At 66.9% G+C, this 15,205-nt stretch carries 14 protein-coding genes; 8 read left to right on the forward strand and 6 right to left on the reverse strand.

Annotated features, from left to right (window positions below; translation table 11 throughout):
- Positions 1-182 precede the first annotated feature (182 nt).
- From BT264_RS11235 to BT264_RS11250, 4 genes are all read left to right on the forward strand, one after another.
- On the forward strand, positions 183-1,328 hold the full coding sequence (locus tag BT264_RS11235) for a homoserine O-succinyltransferase MetX (protein ID WP_072437596.1): 1,146 nt from the start codon (positions 183-185) through the stop codon (positions 1,326-1,328).
- The gene (gene metW, locus BT264_RS11240) at positions 1,325-1,933 is read left to right on the forward strand and encodes a methionine biosynthesis protein MetW (protein WP_034179337.1); all 609 of its coding nucleotides are present in this window, start codon (positions 1,325-1,327) and stop codon (positions 1,931-1,933) included. Before BT264_RS11235 ends, metW begins: the two co-directional genes overlap by 4 nt.
- Before the next feature lie 96 nt (positions 1,934-2,029).
- The gene (locus BT264_RS11245; RefSeq protein ID WP_072437597.1) at positions 2,030-3,451 is read left to right on the forward strand and encodes an AmpG family muropeptide MFS transporter; all 1,422 of its coding nucleotides are present in this window, start codon (positions 2,030-2,032) and stop codon (positions 3,449-3,451) included.
- Entirely contained in the window at positions 3,441-4,493 is a 1,053-nt protein-coding gene (locus BT264_RS11250) for a M48 family metallopeptidase (protein ID WP_072437674.1), read from the forward strand. The genes BT264_RS11245 and BT264_RS11250 overlap by 11 nt, the downstream gene beginning before the upstream one ends.
- A 20-nt stretch (positions 4,494-4,513) precedes the next feature.
- Here BT264_RS11250 and BT264_RS11255 read toward each other — a convergent pair whose 3' ends face one another.
- Complete coding sequence (locus BT264_RS11255) at positions 4,514-5,482, reverse strand: AraC family transcriptional regulator (RefSeq protein WP_072437598.1); 969 nt, start codon at positions 5,480-5,482, stop codon at positions 4,514-4,516.
- Between the two features lie 229 nt (positions 5,483-5,711).
- On the opposite strand from BT264_RS11255, the gene BT264_RS11260 reads away from it, so the two are divergent.
- On the forward strand, positions 5,712-6,764 hold the full coding sequence (locus tag BT264_RS11260) for an NAD(P)-dependent alcohol dehydrogenase (protein WP_072437599.1): 1,053 nt from the start codon (positions 5,712-5,714) through the stop codon (positions 6,762-6,764).
- Between the two features lie 132 nt (positions 6,765-6,896).
- Here the strand turns inward: BT264_RS11260 and BT264_RS11265 are convergent, their stop codons facing one another.
- The 5 genes from BT264_RS11265 to gatC all read right to left on the reverse strand — a co-directional run bounded on the left by BT264_RS11265 (position 6,897) and on the right by gatC (position 12,002).
- Entirely contained in the window at positions 6,897-7,670 is a 774-nt protein-coding gene (locus BT264_RS11265) for an exodeoxyribonuclease III (RefSeq protein WP_072437600.1), read from the reverse strand.
- Between the two features lie 40 nt (positions 7,671-7,710).
- Positions 7,711-8,550 carry a polyphosphate kinase 2 family protein gene (locus BT264_RS11270; RefSeq protein WP_072437601.1) on the reverse strand — a complete coding sequence of 280 codons (840 nt, stop codon included), beginning with the start codon at positions 8,548-8,550 and terminating at the stop codon, positions 7,711-7,713.
- Between the two features lie 118 nt (positions 8,551-8,668).
- On the reverse strand, positions 8,669-10,141 hold the full coding sequence (gene gatB, locus BT264_RS11275; protein ID WP_072437602.1) for an Asp-tRNA(Asn)/Glu-tRNA(Gln) amidotransferase subunit GatB: 1,473 nt from the start codon (positions 10,139-10,141) through the stop codon (positions 8,669-8,671).
- 5 nt (positions 10,142-10,146) lie between these two features.
- Positions 10,147-11,637, reverse strand: a complete 1,491-nt coding sequence (gene gatA, locus BT264_RS11280; protein ID WP_072437603.1) for an Asp-tRNA(Asn)/Glu-tRNA(Gln) amidotransferase subunit GatA — start codon at positions 11,635-11,637, stop codon at positions 10,147-10,149.
- A 65-nt stretch (positions 11,638-11,702) separates the two neighbouring features.
- Complete coding sequence (gatC, locus tag BT264_RS11285) at positions 11,703-12,002, reverse strand: Asp-tRNA(Asn)/Glu-tRNA(Gln) amidotransferase subunit GatC (protein ID WP_072437604.1); 300 nt, start codon at positions 12,000-12,002, stop codon at positions 11,703-11,705.
- A 369-nt stretch (positions 12,003-12,371) separates the two neighbouring features.
- Here gatC and BT264_RS11290 point away from each other — a divergent pair, with 369 nt between their 5' ends.
- The 3 genes from BT264_RS11290 to mreD all read left to right on the forward strand — a co-directional run bounded on the left by BT264_RS11290 (position 12,372) and on the right by mreD (position 15,120).
- The gene (locus tag BT264_RS11290) at positions 12,372-13,415 is read left to right on the forward strand and encodes a rod shape-determining protein (protein ID WP_004189550.1); all 1,044 of its coding nucleotides are present in this window, start codon (positions 12,372-12,374) and stop codon (positions 13,413-13,415) included.
- 125 nt (positions 13,416-13,540) lie between these two features.
- Positions 13,541-14,611 (forward strand): rod shape-determining protein MreC, encoded by a 1,071-nt coding sequence (gene mreC / locus BT264_RS11295; protein WP_072437605.1) that lies wholly within the window; start codon positions 13,541-13,543, stop codon positions 14,609-14,611.
- Positions 14,608-15,120, forward strand: coding sequence for a rod shape-determining protein MreD (gene mreD / locus BT264_RS11300; protein ID WP_006482567.1), 513 nt, complete (start codon positions 14,608-14,610; stop codon positions 15,118-15,120). The genes mreC and mreD overlap by 4 nt, the downstream gene beginning before the upstream one ends.
- Positions 15,121-15,205 lie beyond the last annotated feature (85 nt).

Genomic DNA, 15,205 nt, shown 5'->3' on the forward strand with positions numbered 1-15,205 from the left:
CGGCAGGTCGGAAGCGCGCCGATTTGCTGACTCGATTGCGGGCGCGCGAACCGGCCGGGGCCTTGATTTTGTCTTTGCCCCGGCGGTTCACTACAAATGCGGCTAAAGAGGTCGTCAGCCGCGCATCTCCGACTCCGCGCCTCGCCGACACCATTTAGCTGCCCAGTCATAAGGCGGAACGAATGGAATCGATCGGCATCGTCGCTCCACAGACCATGCACTTCGCCGAACCGCTGCGCTTGCAAAGCGGCAGCGCGCTCGGCAACTATCAGCTCGTCGTCGAGACGTACGGCGAGCTCAACGCCGCGCGCTCGAACGCGGTGCTCGTCTGCCACGCGCTCAACGCGTCGCATCACGTCGCCGGCGTCTATGCGGACGATCCGCGCAGCACCGGCTGGTGGGACAACATGGTCGGCCCGGGCAAGCCGCTCGACACCAACCGCTTCTTCGTGATCGGCGTGAACAACCTCGGCTCGTGTTTCGGCTCGACCGGCCCGATGAGCATCGATCCGTCGACCGGCAAGCCGTACGGCGCGCGCTATCCGGTGGTCACCGTCGAGGACTGGGTGCATGCGCAGGCGCGCGTCGCCGATGCGTTCGGCATCGAGCGCTTCGCCGCCGTGATGGGCGGCAGCCTCGGCGGGATGCAGGCACTCGCGTGGAGCCTGATGTATCCGGAGCGCGTCGCGCACTGCATCGACATCGCGTCGACGCCGAAGCTGTCCGCGCAGAACATCGCGTTCAACGAGGTCGCGCGCTCGGCGATCCTGTCCGATCCCGACTTCCACGGCGGCGACTACTACGCGCACGGCGTGAAGCCGAAGCGCGGCCTGCGCGTCGCGCGGATGATCGGCCACATCACGTATCTTTCGGACGACGACATGGCCGAGAAATTCGGCCGCGCGCTGCGCCGCGCCGACGGCGCGCTCGACGCGTACAACTTCAGCTTCGACGTCGAGTTCGAGGTCGAGTCGTACCTGCGCTACCAGGGCGACAAGTTCGCCGACTACTTCGACGCGAACACCTACCTGCTGATCACGCGCGCGCTCGACTACTTCGATCCGGCGAAGGCGTTCGACGGCAACCTTACCGCCGCGCTTGCGCAAACGCAGGCGAAATACCTGATCGCGAGCTTCTCGACCGACTGGCGCTTCGCGCCCGCGCGTTCGCGCGAGATCGTGAAGGCGCTGCTCGACAACAAGCGCACGGTCAGCTACGCGGAGATCGACGCGCCGCACGGCCACGACGCGTTCCTGCTCGACGACGCGCGCTATCACAACCTGATCCGCGCGTATTACGAACGAATCGCCAACGAGGTGGGCGTATGAACCAGCAAGCGCTGAATTCCCTGTCCGCGCGCGCGGACTTCCGCACGATCGCACGCTGGGTCGAGCCGCGCTCGACCGTGCTCGACCTCGGCTGCGGCGACGGCTCGCTGCTCGCGCTGCTGATGGAGGAGCTGGACGTCACCGGCTACGGCATCGAACTGAACGACGCGGGCGTGCTCGCGAGCGCGAAGAACGGCATCAACGTGATCCAGCAGAACCTCGAGGACGGCCTGCGCCTGTTCGAGGACCACAGCTTCGACATCGCGATCCTGTCGCAGACGCTGCAGACGATCCACCAGACGGCCGCGATCCTGCGCGAAACGGCGCGCGTCGGCCGCGAGTGCATCGTGTCGTTCCCGAACTTCGGCTACTGGCCGCACCGGCTGTCGGTGCTGCACGGCCGGATGCCCGTGTCGAAATCGCTGCCGTACCAGTGGCACAACACGCCGAACGTGCGCGTGCTGACGATCAAGGATTTCGAGGCGCTCGCACCCGAAGTCGGCGTCACGATCCTCGACCGCGTCGTGCTGCACGAAGGCCAGCCGATTCGATGGGGAGCGAACTGGCGTGGTAGTCTTGCTGTCTACCGCGTCAAGCGCAGCTGAGCCGGGGGGTCGTCGACGGACGCCGGGCCTGGCCCGCGCTGCTCCCCCCGCCGCGCGCTGCCGCCGCAATCAGTCAACGCTACCCAGTTCCAGTCCATGTCGAAAACGCCACACGAGGCGCCCGCACTCACCGCTCACGAGGATCACCCCGGCTGGCGAGCCTATCTGAACACGCACATGCTGATCTGCGTGTTCCTGGGCTTCACGTCGGGCCTGCCGCTGTTCACGCTCGTCTACCTCGTGCAGGCATGGCTGCGCTCCGAGGGCGTGAACCTGAAGGAAATCGGCCTGTTCGCGCTGATCCAGTTCCCGTATACGTGGAAGTTCCTGTGGGCGCCGCTGATGGACCGCTACCTGCCGCGCCTGCCCGGCTGGCAGCCGGGCCGCCGGCGCGGCTGGATGCTGCTCACGCAGGTGCTGGTCGCGGGCGCGATCGCCGCGCTCGGCTTCGTGTCGCCGCGCGATTCGATCTGGACGGTTGCCGCGCTCACGACGCTCGTCGCGTTCTTCGGCGCGAGCTCCGACATCGTGATCGACGCGTACCGCCGCGAGCTGCTGCGCGACACCGAGCAGGGCCTCGGCAACGCGGTGCACGTGAACGCGTACAAGCTCGCCGCGCTGATCCCCGGCTCGCTGGCGCTGATCCTGTCCGATCACATGCCGTGGGACGTCGTGTTCGCGATTACCGGCGCGTTCATGCTGCCGGGCATCCTGATGACGCTCGTCGTGCGCGAGCCCGAAGTGGTCGGCGCACCGCCGCGCAACCTGCGCGACGCGATCGTGCTGCCGTTCCGCGAATTCATCCAGCGCGACGGCTGGACCGGCGCGCTGCTCGTCATCGCGTTCATCTTCCTGTTCAAGATCGGCGACACGATGGCCACCACGCTGTCGACGTCGTTCTTCCTCGACATCGGCTTCACGCGCACCGAGATCGGCATCGTCGCGAAAACCACCGCGCTCGTCGCGAGCGTCGCCGGCGGCATCATCGGCGGCATCTGGCTCGTGAAGATCGGCATCGGCCGCGGGCTGTGGATCTTCGGCGCGCTGCAGATGGTGTCGACGCTCGGCTTCGCGTGGCTTGCGCAGCTCGGCCCCGGTTCGCCCGTGCTCGCGGTGCTCTACGACTTCACCGTTTCGGCAAGCCATGCGATCGCCTCGGCGCTGTCGGTGTTCGGCATTGCCGTCGCGCCGCAATTCAGCCCGATGACGGTCGCGCTCGCGATCGTCTACGGCGTCGAAACGTTCACGACGGGCCTGACGATGGCCGCGTTCGTCGCGTATATCGCCAGCACGACCGACCCGCGCTACACGGCCACGCAGTTCGCGTTGTTCACGAGCCTCGCATCGGTGCCGCGCACGCTCGCATCGGCCGCGAGCGGCTTCATCGTCGCAAAGATCGGCTGGTTCGACTACTTCATCGTGTGCACCGCGCTCGCGATTCCCGGCATGCTGCTGCTGTTCAGGATCGCGCCGTGGAACGGTGCCGCACGCAACGGCGAGGCCAGCCGTGCTCAGTAACCGCCTGCACCGCGTCGCGCGCGTTACGGCTTCGCTGAGCGTCGGTGCCGCGGCACTCGCCGCGGGGTTCGCGCACGCGGCCGACGCCGGCTCGACCGCGGCGGGCTCCGCGCCGGCCGCTGCGCAGGCAACGTCATCCACGCCGGCGACTTCCGCCGCGCCCGTCCCGCCGTCCGCCGCCGAAGCCGCGCAGCCGACCGGCGCCGCCGTGTCGGCGAAGGCGTATACGCCGACGCCGCAGCAGGTCCGCTACGGCAACGAGATCGCGTTCCGCACGCTGCTTCCGTCGCCGCTGCTCGAGCAGCTCACCGGGAACGAATACGCGCAGATCGTGCAGGCGGCCGCCGACAGCAACCGTCTGCTCGGCGCGAACCAGCCGCGCGTGAAGCGTCTGCGCGCGATCGTCGCGAAGCTCGCGCCGTATTCGGTGAAGTGGAACGATCGCGTGAAGAACTGGGCGTGGGACGTCAACGCGATCCGCTCGCGCGACATCCGCCTGACTTGCCTGCCTGGCGGCAAGGTGCTCGTGTACGGCGGCCTGCTCGAGCGCATCCGCCTGAACGACGACGAGCTCGGCGTGCTGCTCGCGCACGGCATCGCGCACGCGCTGCGCGAACACGCGCGCAGCAACTTCAGCGCAACCTCGCAGACGTCGCTGCGCGCGGCTACGCTGCCGCCGCTGTTCGGCGTCGGCGATCCGCTGCCTCAGGCACTGAACCTCGGCGAGCGCCTGCAGGCGCTCCGTTACGACCCGACCGACGAGACTGAAGCCGACGTGATCGGCGGCGACATCGCCGCACGTGCGGGCTTCGATCCGCGCGCGGCGATCACGCTGTGGGACAAGCTCGCGGTCGCGACACGCGCGAACAAGGCGTCGGGCTTCATCTACACGCACCCGTACAGCACGGCCCGGCGCCAGGATCTGCTGAACCGCCTGCCGGACCTGATGCCGCTGTACGCGAAGGCTACGGCCAAGCGCATCGACACGCTGCCCGACTACGCGGGCATCAGCGCGCAGCGACGCAAGATCGTGCGGCGCTGAGCGGCGCGCGACGCCGATCGTCACGCGCCGACATCTGCCGCGGCCGGCCTGGCCGACGCCGCGCCCGCCGGACGGCTGCCGCTCTCGCGCATCCAGCGCACCTCGTCACCCGGGCTGCGGCCGAACAGCCGCTTGAACTCGCGGCTGAACTGCGACGCGCTCGCATAACCGACGCGGGCAGCGGCCGTGCCGGCGCCGACTCCGTCCTGCACCATCATCAGCCGTGCCTGGTGCAGCCGCGCGGCTTTCACGTACTGCATCGGCGACGTCGCCGTCACGTGCTTGAACTGCGCGTGGAACACCGCGAGGCTCATCCCGGCCTCGCGCGCGAGCGTCTCGACGTCGAGGTCGGCCTTCAGGTCGACGTGAATGCGCCGCAGCGCCTTCGCGATGCGGCCGAAGTGATGCTGCTGCACGAGCGCCGCGCGGATCGCGTCGCCCTGCGCGCCCGTCAGCACGCGATACGCGATCTCGCGCATGATTGCCGGCCCCAGCACACGCGTGTCGTGCGGCGACGCGAGCGCTTCGAGCAGCCGCACCACCGCGTCGGCCAGCGGCGCGTCGAGCGGCGTCGAATAGACGCCGAGCGGCTCGCTGGCGGCCGCGCCGAGCGTCTCGTCGAGCAGGATCGCGAGCTCGGCGATCACCGCGAGATCGACGCGGATCGAGATCGCGAGAAACGGCTCGTCCATGCTCGCGAAGGTCTCGCATTCGAACGGTAGCGGCACCGACAGCACCAGATACTGCTGCGCGTCGTAGACGAACGAGCGGTCGCCGAGATAGCCGAGCTTGCGCCCCTGGCACACGACGATGATGCTCGGTTCGTACAGCACGGGCATGCGCGGCACGGGACGGCTCACGCGGATGAAGCGCACGCCGTCGAGCGCCGCGAGCGTGTCGCCCTCGTTCGGCGCGAGGCGCGTGTGCAGCTCGATCATGCGGCGCTGCACGCGCTCGCCCGTGTCGGCGAAAAGGGGCTGGAAGCTCATCGGCGTGGTCCTGTCCGGCAAGAGAATCTGGCTCGAAATGTAGCACCTTGAATACGTTTTGACGGCCGTTCGCGTGCAATTCGAGAGGAATAGGCAAATCTTCCAGACCTTCGTGTATTTCGCCGCGGCGCCGCGCTCCTTACGATGACGTCCTGCCTCGCCGCATCGCCACATGATGCGACGGCAGTCTGTTTCGCCGGATATCCATCCCGGACAAGGAGCCCCCTGCATGAGCACAACCTATGCCTACGCGGCGACCGATTCGCAATCGCCGCTCGCCCCGTTCGAATTCCAGCGTCGCGCGCTGCGCGATCTCGACGTCCAGATCGACGTCCTCTATTGCGGCGTCTGCCACTCGGACCTGCACCAGGCCCGCAACGAATGGCGCAACACGATCTATCCGGTCGTGCCGGGCCATGAAATCGTCGGCCGCGTGACCGCGACCGGCCCGCAGGTATCGCGCTTCAAGGTCGGCGAGCTGGTCGGCGTCGGCTGTCTCGTCGATTCGTGCCGCACCTGCGCGAGCTGCGCCGACGGCCTCGAGCAGTATTGCGAGAACGGCTTCGTCGGCACCTACAACGGCCAGGATCGCGTGACGGGCGACGTCACGTACGGCGGCTATTCGACGCAGCTCGTCGTCGACGAGGCGTTCGTGCTGCGCGTGCCGGAGACGCTCGACCCGGCCGGCGCCGCGCCGCTGCTGTGCGCGGGGATCACGACCTACTCGCCGCTGCGGCAGTGGAACGTCGGCCCCGGCAAGAAGGTCGGCATCGTCGGCCTCGGCGGGCTCGGCCACATGGGCGTGAAGCTGGCGCGTGCGATGGGCGCGCATGTCGTGCTGTTCACGACGTCGCCGTCGAAGATCGACGACGGTAAGCGCGTCGGCGCGCACGAAGTCGTGATCTCGAAGGACGCAGCGCAGATGAACGCGCACCTGAACAGCTTCGACTTCATCCTGGACACGGTCGCCGCGCAGCACGACCTGAACCCGTTCCTGAACCTGCTGAAGCGCGACGGCACGATGACGCTCGTCGGCGCGCCGGAGCACGACCATCCGTCGCCGCAGGTGTTCAACCTGATCTTCAAGCGCCGCCGCCTCGCGGGCTCGCTGATCGGCGGGATCGCGGAGACGCAGGAAATGCTCGACTTCTGCGCGCAGCACGGCATCACGTCGGATATCGAAACGATTCCGATGCAGCAGATCAACGCGGCCTACGAGCGGATGCTGAAGAGCGACGTGAAGTACCGGTTCGTGATCGACATGGCATCGATCAAGCACTGAGCGTTGCCGGGCGGCATGCACGATCGCCGCGCCGAAGCAAAAACGAAACGGGCCGCATGTTCGACATGCGGCCCGTTCTGCATCCGGCGACCGAACGGTTCGATAGCTACGCGCATTGCGTAGCGCCGGCGGTCACTTCTTGTAGTCGTAGTCCACCGTCAGCGGCGCATGATCGCTGAACTTGATGTCCTTGAAGATCGACGTGCTCTTCGCGGTGCCGGCCACGCCCGGCGTCGCGATCTGGTAGTCGATCCGCCACCCGACGTTCTTCGCGTACGCCTGGCCGCGGTTGCTCCACCACGTGTACTGCTCGGGGCGCTGGTCGAGCGTGCGGAACACGTCGACATAACCGACGTCGTCGAACAGCTTCGTGAGCCACTCGCGTTCCTCCGGCAGGCAGCCCGAGTTCTTCTGGTTGCTCTTCCAGTTCTTGATGTCGATTTCCTTGTGAACGATGTTCACGTCGCCGCACAGGATCACTTCGCGCTTCTTCTTGAGCTGGGCGAGGTGCGGCATGAACTCGTCCATGAAGCGGTACTTCGCCTGCTGGCGCTCTTCGCCGCTCGAGCCGGACGGCACGTACACCGACACGACCGACAGCTTGCCGTAGCGCGCCTCGACGTAGCGCCCCTCGGAATCGAATTCGCTGCTGCCGAAGCCGATGATCACGTCGTCGGGCTCGTGGCGGCTGTACACGCCCGCACCGCTGTAGCCCTTCTTCTCGGCGTGGTGGAAATAGCTCCTGAAGCCGTGCGGCTCGACGAATTCGGTCGGCAGGTCGTCGGCCGATACCTTGATTTCCTGCACGCACACGCAATCGGCGTTCTGCTCGCCGAGCCAGTCGAAGAAGCCCTTCTTCGCGGCGGAGCGGATGCCGTTCAGGTTGGCGGTAATCACTCGCATCATGTCGGGTTCCGTTCAGTTCGATGTTTTACAGGGTGGCAGCTTAACGGATCTTCACGCCTTCGAGTTCGGGCTTCGGCGGCGGGAATTCCAGCTTCATGTCGGTCATCGTGCGCAGCAGCAGCTCGGCGATCATCACGTTGCGATGCGTCTTCGAGTCCGCCGGGATCACGTACCACGGCGCATGCTCGGCCGACGTCGCGGCGAGCGCGTCGCGGTACGCGGACTGGTACGCGTCCCAGTGCTTGCGCGCGTCGAGATCGGCGATGTCGAACTTCCAGTGCTTGGTCGGATCGTCGATGCGCGCCTGCAGCCGCGCGCGCTGCTCGTCCTTCGAGATATGCAGGAAGCATTTGACGATCGTCGTGCCGTTCTCGGAGAGCATTGTCTCGAAATCGCGGATCTGCCGGTAGCGGCGCTCGCATTCCTTGCTGTCGATCGTATCGAGCACGCGCGGCACGAGCACGTCTTCATAGTGGCTGCGATTGAAGATCGCGAGCTCGCCCGCGGCCGGCACCTGCGCGTGCACGCGCCACAGGAAATCGTGCACGGCTTCGATCGGCGTCGGCGCCTTGAACGACACGACGCGCAGGCCGAGCGGATCGACCTCGCGGAACACCGCGCGCACGGTGCCGTCCTTGCCGCTGGTATCCATCCCCTGCAGCACGAGCAGCACGCGCTTCTGCTGCTGCGTGTGCAGGCGTTCCTGCTGCACGTCGAGCTCGGTCGACACGGCCGACAGCCGTTCGCGGTCGGCTTCCTTCGAACCGGACGAGAACGGCTTCGCGGCCGGGTCGAACGCATCGAGCTTGAATGCGGCGGCTTCCTTCTCGCGCGTGCTGTACGGCACGCGGAAATCGTCGAGCGACGGTTGTTTCGCCATTCGTTCCTCCGTTGGGCGGTGTGATGCATACGATAACGCATCCACCAAACGCGACGGGCCGCCCCGTACAGGTTCGGGGCGGCCCGTCGTCAAGCGCGGCTCACGCGCGCGATCATGTTCAGCCGAGCTTCTTCTTCAGCAGTTCGTTGACCTGCTGCGGATTGGCCTTGCCCTTCGTCGCCTTCATCGCCTGGCCGATCAGCGCGTTGAACGCCTTTTCCTTGCCCGCGCGGAATTCCTCGACCGACTTCGCGTTCGCCGCGAGCACCTCGTCGATGATCGCTTCCAGCGCGCCGGTGTCGGAGATCTGCTTCAGCCCCTTCGCGTCGATGATGCGGTCGGCCGCGCCTTCGTCGTCCGCCTTCTCGTCCCAGATCGTCGAGAAGATTTCCTTCGCGATCTTGTTCGAGATCGTGCCGTCGGCGATGCGCTGCAGCACGAGTGCAAGCTGGGCCGCCGACACCGGAATCGCGTCGATCTCGATGCCGTCGCGGTTCAGTTGCGACGACACGTCGCCCATCAGCCAGTTCGCGGCGATCTTCGCGTTCGCCGCGCCGGCCTTCGCGACCACGGCCTCGAAATACGCGGCCATCGCCTTGCTCGACGTCAGCACGCCCGCGTCGTACGCGGACACGCCGTACTGCTCGACGAAGCGCTGCTGCATCGCGGCCGGCAGCTCGGGCATCCCGGACTGCACGCGCTCGATCCAGTCCTGGCCGATCACGAGCGGCATCAGGTCGGGGTCGGGGAAGTAGCGGTAGTCGTGCGCGTCTTCCTTGCTGCGCATCGAACGCGTCTCGCGCTTGTCCGGGTCGTAGAGGCGGGTTTCCTGCACGACTTCGCCGCCGTCCTCGATCAGCTCGATCTGGCGGCGCACTTCGTAGTTGATCGCTTCCTCGAGGAACCGGAACGAGTTCAGGTTCTTGATTTCCGCGCGCGTGCCGAACTTCTCCTGGCCGACCGGCCGCACCGACACGTTCGCATCGCACCGGAACGAGCCTTCCTGCATGTTGCCGTCGCAGATGCCGAGCCATACGACAAGCGCGTGCAGCGCCTTCGCATAGGCCACGGCTTCGGCCGCGCTGCGCATTTCCGGTTCGGTGACGATCTCGAGCAGCGGCGTGCCGGCGCGGTTCAGGTCGATCCCCGTCATCCCGGCGAAGTCTTCATGCAGCGACTTGCCCGCATCTTCCTCGAGATGCGCGCGGGTCAGGTTGACCGTCTTCTCGTACGCTTCCTTGCCGGCCTTTTCGTTGGCGGGCACCTGGATCGTGATCTGGCCGCCCTGCACGACCGGAATCTCGTACTGGCTGATCTGATAGCCCTTCGGCAGATCGGGGTAGAAATAATTCTTGCGCGCGAAGATGCTGCGCGGCGCGATGGTCGAGCCGATCGCGAGACCGAAGCGGATCGCGCGTTCGACCGCGCCGCGGTTCAGCACCGGCAGCACGCCCGGCAGCGCCAGGTCCACCGGGCACGCCTGCGTGTTCGGCTCGGCGCCGAACTGCGTCGACGCGCCCGAGAAAATCTTCGAGACGGTCGACAGTTGCGCGTGCGTCTCGAGACCGATAACGACTTCCCATTGAGTCATGGTGCTTACACTCCTGCCGGAACTTGCTTGTGCCAGTCGGTCGCGCGCTGGAACGCGTCGGCGACCTGCAGCATCCGGGCTTCGTTGAAATAGTTGCCGATGATCTGCAGGCCGACCGGGCGCTTCGCGTTCGCGCCCGCGCCGAAGCCGCACGGCACGCTCATGCCGGGCAGGCCGGCGAGGCTCACCGACAGCGTGTAGATATCCGCGAGATACATCTGCACCGGATCGTCGCCCTTCGCGCCGAGATCCCATGCGACCGTCGGCGATGCCGGGCCCATGATCACGTCGCAGGACTCGAACGCTTCCTGGAAATCCTGCGCGATGATGCGGCGGATCTTCTGCGCCTGCAGGTAGTACGCGTCGTAGTAGCCGTGCGACAGCACGTACGCGCCGACGAGAATCCGGCGCTTCACCTCGGGGCCGAAGCCTTCGGCGCGCGACTTCTTGTACATGTCGAGCAGGTCGCCGTACTGCGCGGCGCGATGGCCGAAGCGCACGCCGTCGAAACGCGACAGGTTCGACGACGCCTCGGCCGGCGCGATCACGTAGTACACGGGGATCGACAGTTCCGTCTTCGGCAGCGACACGGGCACGAGCGTCGCGCCGAGCGCTTCATATTGCTTCAGTGCCGCGTCGATCGCCGCGCGCACGTCGTCGGCGAGACCGTCGCCGAAATACTCGTTCGGCAAGCCGATGCGCAGGCCCGCGAGCGGCTTGCCCGCATCGTTGCCGGCCGCCCACGGCTGGCCGAGGTGGCGCGTGAAATCCTCGTCGTCGCGCTCGAGGCTCGTCGAGTCGCGCTCGTCGAAACCGGCCATCGCGTTGAGCAGCAGCGCGCAGTCGGACGCGCTCTGCGCCATCGGGCCGCCCTGGTCGAGCGACGACGCGAACGCGATCATCCCGTAGCGCGACACACGGCCGTAAGTCGGCTTGATGCCCGTCACGCCCGCGAACGACGCGGGCTGGCGGATCGAGCCGCCGGTGTCGGTGCCGGTCGCGGCCGGCGCGAGGCGCGCGGCGACGGCAGCCGAGCTGCCGCCCGAGCTGCCGCCCGGCACCGCGTTCGTGTCCCACGGGTTCTTCACCGCGCCGAACGCCGAATTCTCGTTCGACGAGCCCATCGCGAACTCGTCCATGTTGGTCTTGCCGAGCGTGACCATGCCGGCCGCCTGCAGGCGGGCGACGACGGTCGCGTCGAACGGGCTTTCATAGTTTGCGAGCATCTTCGAGCCGGCGGTCGAGCGCCAGCCGCGCGTGACGAACACATCCTTGTGCGCGATCGGCAGGCCGGTCAGCGCGCCGCCCGCGCCGCGCGCGAGTTCGGCATCGGCGGCTTTCGCTTGCGCGAGGGTCAGATCGGCGTCGACGTGGACGAACGCGTTCAGGCCGCGCGCGGCGTCGATCCGTTTCAGGTAGAGCTGCGCGAGCTCGACGGCCGAGCATTCCTTGGCGGCGAGCGCGGCGCGCAGTTCGGTCAGGCTTTTTGCGTGCATTGAGTGGTTTTCCTGGGAATTCTGGGTGGCGCGCGGCGCTGGCCGGCGCGCTTGTCGTCGAATGCTTACTCGATCACCTTCGGCACGAGATAGAGGCCGTCCTGGACGGCCGGCGCCGGGCGCTGGTTGTCGTCGCGATGGACGATTTCCGTCACGGCGTCGTCGCGCAGGCGCTGCGCGACTTCCTGGATCTGTTCGATCGGGTGGGCGAGCGGCGCGATGCCGGCGGTGTCGACCGCCTGCATCTGCTCGACGAGGCCGAAGAATTCATTGAGCTGGCCGAGCATGTGCTCGGCGTCGGCGTCGGCCATTTCGAGTCGCGCCAGGTGCGCGATGCGTTTCACATCGGTCAGGGTCAGGGCCATGCGATCACCGGAAAAAACAAGGCTGCGCAGCGCATTGAAAGCAGCGCTGCTGCGGGGGGTTGGAGGGTGCGATCCCACCCTCAAAAATCGGGACTGAAGCGGCAAAAATACCGCCCGTTTCGATTCAAATACCGTGAAATTATAAGGTATCATTACGCGTTCGACCCAAACCCGGCAGCCTTTTCCCGCACCGTTTCGCCCCACTTCGGCAAGCCGTGCGTGCTTCGTGCGATCCCCGGTAGACATCACTCGCAGCTTCGTGCGCCGCGGCGGCCGCTTCCGCCACGCTTCCCGAGGCTGTTATTTTTTCCGCTGCCCGCCCTCAGCGTTCGCTATGCAGGGCCGGCCCAGAGCGAAACAGGATTCTGAATGTTCGGTTTTTTGCGCAGCTACTTCTCCAACGATCTCGCGATCGATCTCGGCACCGCAAACACCCTGATCTACATGCGCGGCAAGGGCATCGTGCTCGATGAACCGTCCGTCGTGTCGATTCGTCAGGAAGGCGGCCCCAACGGCAAGAAGACGATCCAGGCGGTCGGCAAGGAAGCCAAGCAGATGCTCGGCAAGGTGCCGGGCAACATCGAGGCGATCCGCCCGATGAAGGACGGCGTGATCGCCGACTTCACCGTCACCGAGCAGATGATCAAGCAGTTCATCAAGACGGCGCACGAGTCGCGCATGTTCTCGCCGTCGCCGCGCATCATCATCTGCGTGCCGTGCGGCTCGACCCAGGTCGAGCGCCGCGCGATCAAGGAAGCCGCGCACGGCGCCGGCGCATCGCAGGTCTACCTGATCGAGGAGCCGATGGCGGCCGCGATCGGCGCGGGCCTGCCGGTGTCGGAAGCCACCGGCTCGATGGTCGTCGACATCGGCGGCGGCACGACGGAAGTCGGCGTGATCTCGCTCGGCGGCATCGTGTACAAGGGCTCGGTGCGCGTCGGCGGCGACAAGTTCGACGAGGCGATCGTCAACTACATCCGCCGCAACTACGGGATGCTGATCGGCGAACAGACTGCCGAGGCGATCAAGAAGGAAATCGGCTCCGCGTTCCCGGGCTCCGAAGTCAAGGAAATGGAAGTGAAGGGCCGCAACCTGTCGGAAGGCATTCCGCGCAGCTTCACGATCTCCAGCAACGAAATCCTCGAAGCGCTGACCGATCCGCTGAACCAGATCGTGTCGTCGGTGAAGATCGCGCTCGAACAAACGCCGCCGGAACTCGGCGCCGACATCGCCGAACGCGGGATGATGCTGACGGGCGGCGGCGCGCTGCTGCGCGATCTCGACCGCCTGCTCGCCGAAGAAACCGGCCTGCCGGTGCTCGTCGCGGAAGATCCGCTCACCTGCGTCGTGCGCGGTTCGGGCATGGCGCTCGAGCGCATGGACAAGCTGGGCAGCATCTTCTCGTACGAGTGATCGTCTAGGCAGTTTCTTGACATGACGCACCTGCGGCGTGGCCGGATCGCTCGTTCAGAACGAACCGCCGCGCCGTTTGCGCGTCTGAGCATCATTTAACCGATCACACGCGCCCGGCGCCGACCATGGAATACAGTCCGCCGCCCCTCTTCAAGCAAGGTCCGCCCGCGCTCGCGCGGCTCATCTTCTTCGTTGCCCTCGCCATCGCGCTCCTCGTGTCGGACGCGCGCTTCAGCACGCTCGAAATCGTTCGCGGCGTGCTCGGCACCGTGCTCTATCCGCTGCAGCGCGCGGCGCTCGTGCCGCGCGACCTGTTCATGGGCGCGGCCGACATCGCCGTCACCGGCTCGTCGCTGCGCCACGAGAACGACGACCTCCGCAAGCGCAACCTGCAACTGTCGACGCAGGCCAACCAGGCCGCCGTGCTCGCGCAGGAAAACATGCACCTGCGCGCGGTGCTCGAACTGCGCCAGCACATCGCGACGCAATCGACGCCGGTCGAGATCCAGTACGACACGAGCGATCCGTTCACGCAGAAGATCGTGGTCGGGCAAGGTTCGCAGCAGGGCATCCAGAACGGCGCGCCCGTGGTCAGCGAGGACGGCGTGGTCGGCCAGGTCACGCGCGTGTTCCCGCTGCAGTCCGAAGTCACGCTGGTCACCGACCGCGATCTCGCGATTCCGGTGCAGGTGCTGCGCACCGGACTGCGCAGCGTGATCTACGGCACGCCGAAGGGCGATTCGCTCGACCTGCGCTTCGTGCCGACGAGCGCGGATCTCGTCGTCGGCGACGAGCTCGTCACGAGCGGCCTCGACGGCGTCTATCCACCTGGCCTGCCGGTCGCGAAGGTCGCGCGCGTCGACAAGCTCGCCGATACCGCATTCGCGCGCGTGACGTGCGCGCCGGTCGCGGCCGTGCGCGGCGCGCGCCAGATGCTCGTGCTGCATTACCAGAACGACATCCCGCCGCGCCCGGTCGAGCTCGAACCGGCCGCCGACAAGAACGCGAAGGGCGGCAAGAAGGGCGCGAAAGCCGCCGCGAAGGGCGAGAAAGCCGACAAGGCCGACGCGAACGCAAAGCCGGCCGCCGCCGCCCAGCCCGGCGCGAAGCCCGCGCCGGCTGCGCCCGCCGCTCCCGGCAAGCCCGACGCCGCGCCCGCGAAGCCCTCGGCCGGGCAACCAGGAGCCCAGCGATGAACCGCCCGCAATACATCCTGCAGCCGGTCAATCCGTACTTCATCGTCTTCAGCCTCGCCGCCGCATTCCTGCTGAACCTGATGCCGTGGGGCCGCCTGCCCGGCGTGCCCGACTTCGTCGCGCTCGTGCTGCTGTTCTGGAACATCCACCAGCCGCGCAAGGTCGGGATGGGCGTCGCGTTCGCGCTCGGCATCCTGATGGACGTGCATGACGCGGGGCTGCTCGGCGAGCACGCGCTCGCCTATACGCTGCTGTCGTACGGCGCGATCACGATCCACCGCCGCGTGCTGTGGATGCCGATCGGCGTGCAGGTGCTGTATGTCACGCCGCTGCTCGTCGTCGCGCAGCTCGTGCCGTTCGTGATTCGTCTCTTGATGGGCGCCGCGTTCCCGGGCTGGCGCTACCTGGTCGACGGCTTCGTCGAGGCCGCGCTGTGGCCGATCGCGAGCCACCTGCTGCTGATGCCGCAACGTCGCCCGGTCGATCCGGACGACACGCGCCCCATCTGAGCCGGACGACCTTGAATACCCGCCGCCCCCAAACCCGCCGCGCGCCGCGCTCCGGGGCGGCACCTCGCCCGCCCGCGCGCGGGTC

It is taken from the genome of Burkholderia sp. NFPP32 (assembly GCF_900119325.1).
Lineage (GTDB): Bacteria > Pseudomonadota > Gammaproteobacteria > Burkholderiales > Burkholderiaceae > Burkholderia > Burkholderia pyrrocinia_C.

What these genes read in the sequence shown, in the direction of transcription:
- BT264_RS11235 (WP_072437596.1), top strand. Translation starts at nt 183, where the DNA reads ATGGAATCGATCGGCATCGTCGCTCCACAGACCATGCACTTCGCCGAA.
- metW (WP_034179337.1), top strand. Translation starts at nt 1,325, where the DNA reads ATGAACCAGCAAGCGCTGAATTCCCTGTCCGCGCGCGCGGACTTCCGC.
- BT264_RS11245 (WP_072437597.1), top strand. Translation starts at nt 2,030, where the DNA reads ATGTCGAAAACGCCACACGAGGCGCCCGCACTCACCGCTCACGAGGAT.
- BT264_RS11255 (WP_072437598.1), bottom strand. Translation starts at nt 5,482, where the DNA reads ATGAGCTTCCAGCCCCTTTTCGCCGACACGGGCGAGCGCGTGCAGCGC.
- BT264_RS11260 (WP_072437599.1), top strand. Translation starts at nt 5,712, where the DNA reads ATGAGCACAACCTATGCCTACGCGGCGACCGATTCGCAATCGCCGCTC.
- BT264_RS11265 (WP_072437600.1), bottom strand. Translation starts at nt 7,670, where the DNA reads ATGATGCGAGTGATTACCGCCAACCTGAACGGCATCCGCTCCGCCGCG.
- BT264_RS11270 (WP_072437601.1), bottom strand. Translation starts at nt 8,550, where the DNA reads ATGGCGAAACAACCGTCGCTCGACGATTTCCGCGTGCCGTACAGCACG.
- gatB (WP_072437602.1), bottom strand. Translation starts at nt 10,141, where the DNA reads ATGACTCAATGGGAAGTCGTTATCGGTCTCGAGACGCACGCGCAACTG.
- gatA (WP_072437603.1), bottom strand. Translation starts at nt 11,637, where the DNA reads ATGCACGCAAAAAGCCTGACCGAACTGCGCGCCGCGCTCGCCGCCAAG.
- gatC (WP_072437604.1), bottom strand. Translation starts at nt 12,002, where the DNA reads ATGGCCCTGACCCTGACCGATGTGAAACGCATCGCGCACCTGGCGCGA.
- BT264_RS11290 (WP_004189550.1), top strand. Translation starts at nt 12,372, where the DNA reads ATGTTCGGTTTTTTGCGCAGCTACTTCTCCAACGATCTCGCGATCGAT.
- mreC (WP_072437605.1), top strand. Translation starts at nt 13,541, where the DNA reads ATGGAATACAGTCCGCCGCCCCTCTTCAAGCAAGGTCCGCCCGCGCTC.
- mreD (WP_006482567.1), top strand. Translation starts at nt 14,608, where the DNA reads ATGAACCGCCCGCAATACATCCTGCAGCCGGTCAATCCGTACTTCATC.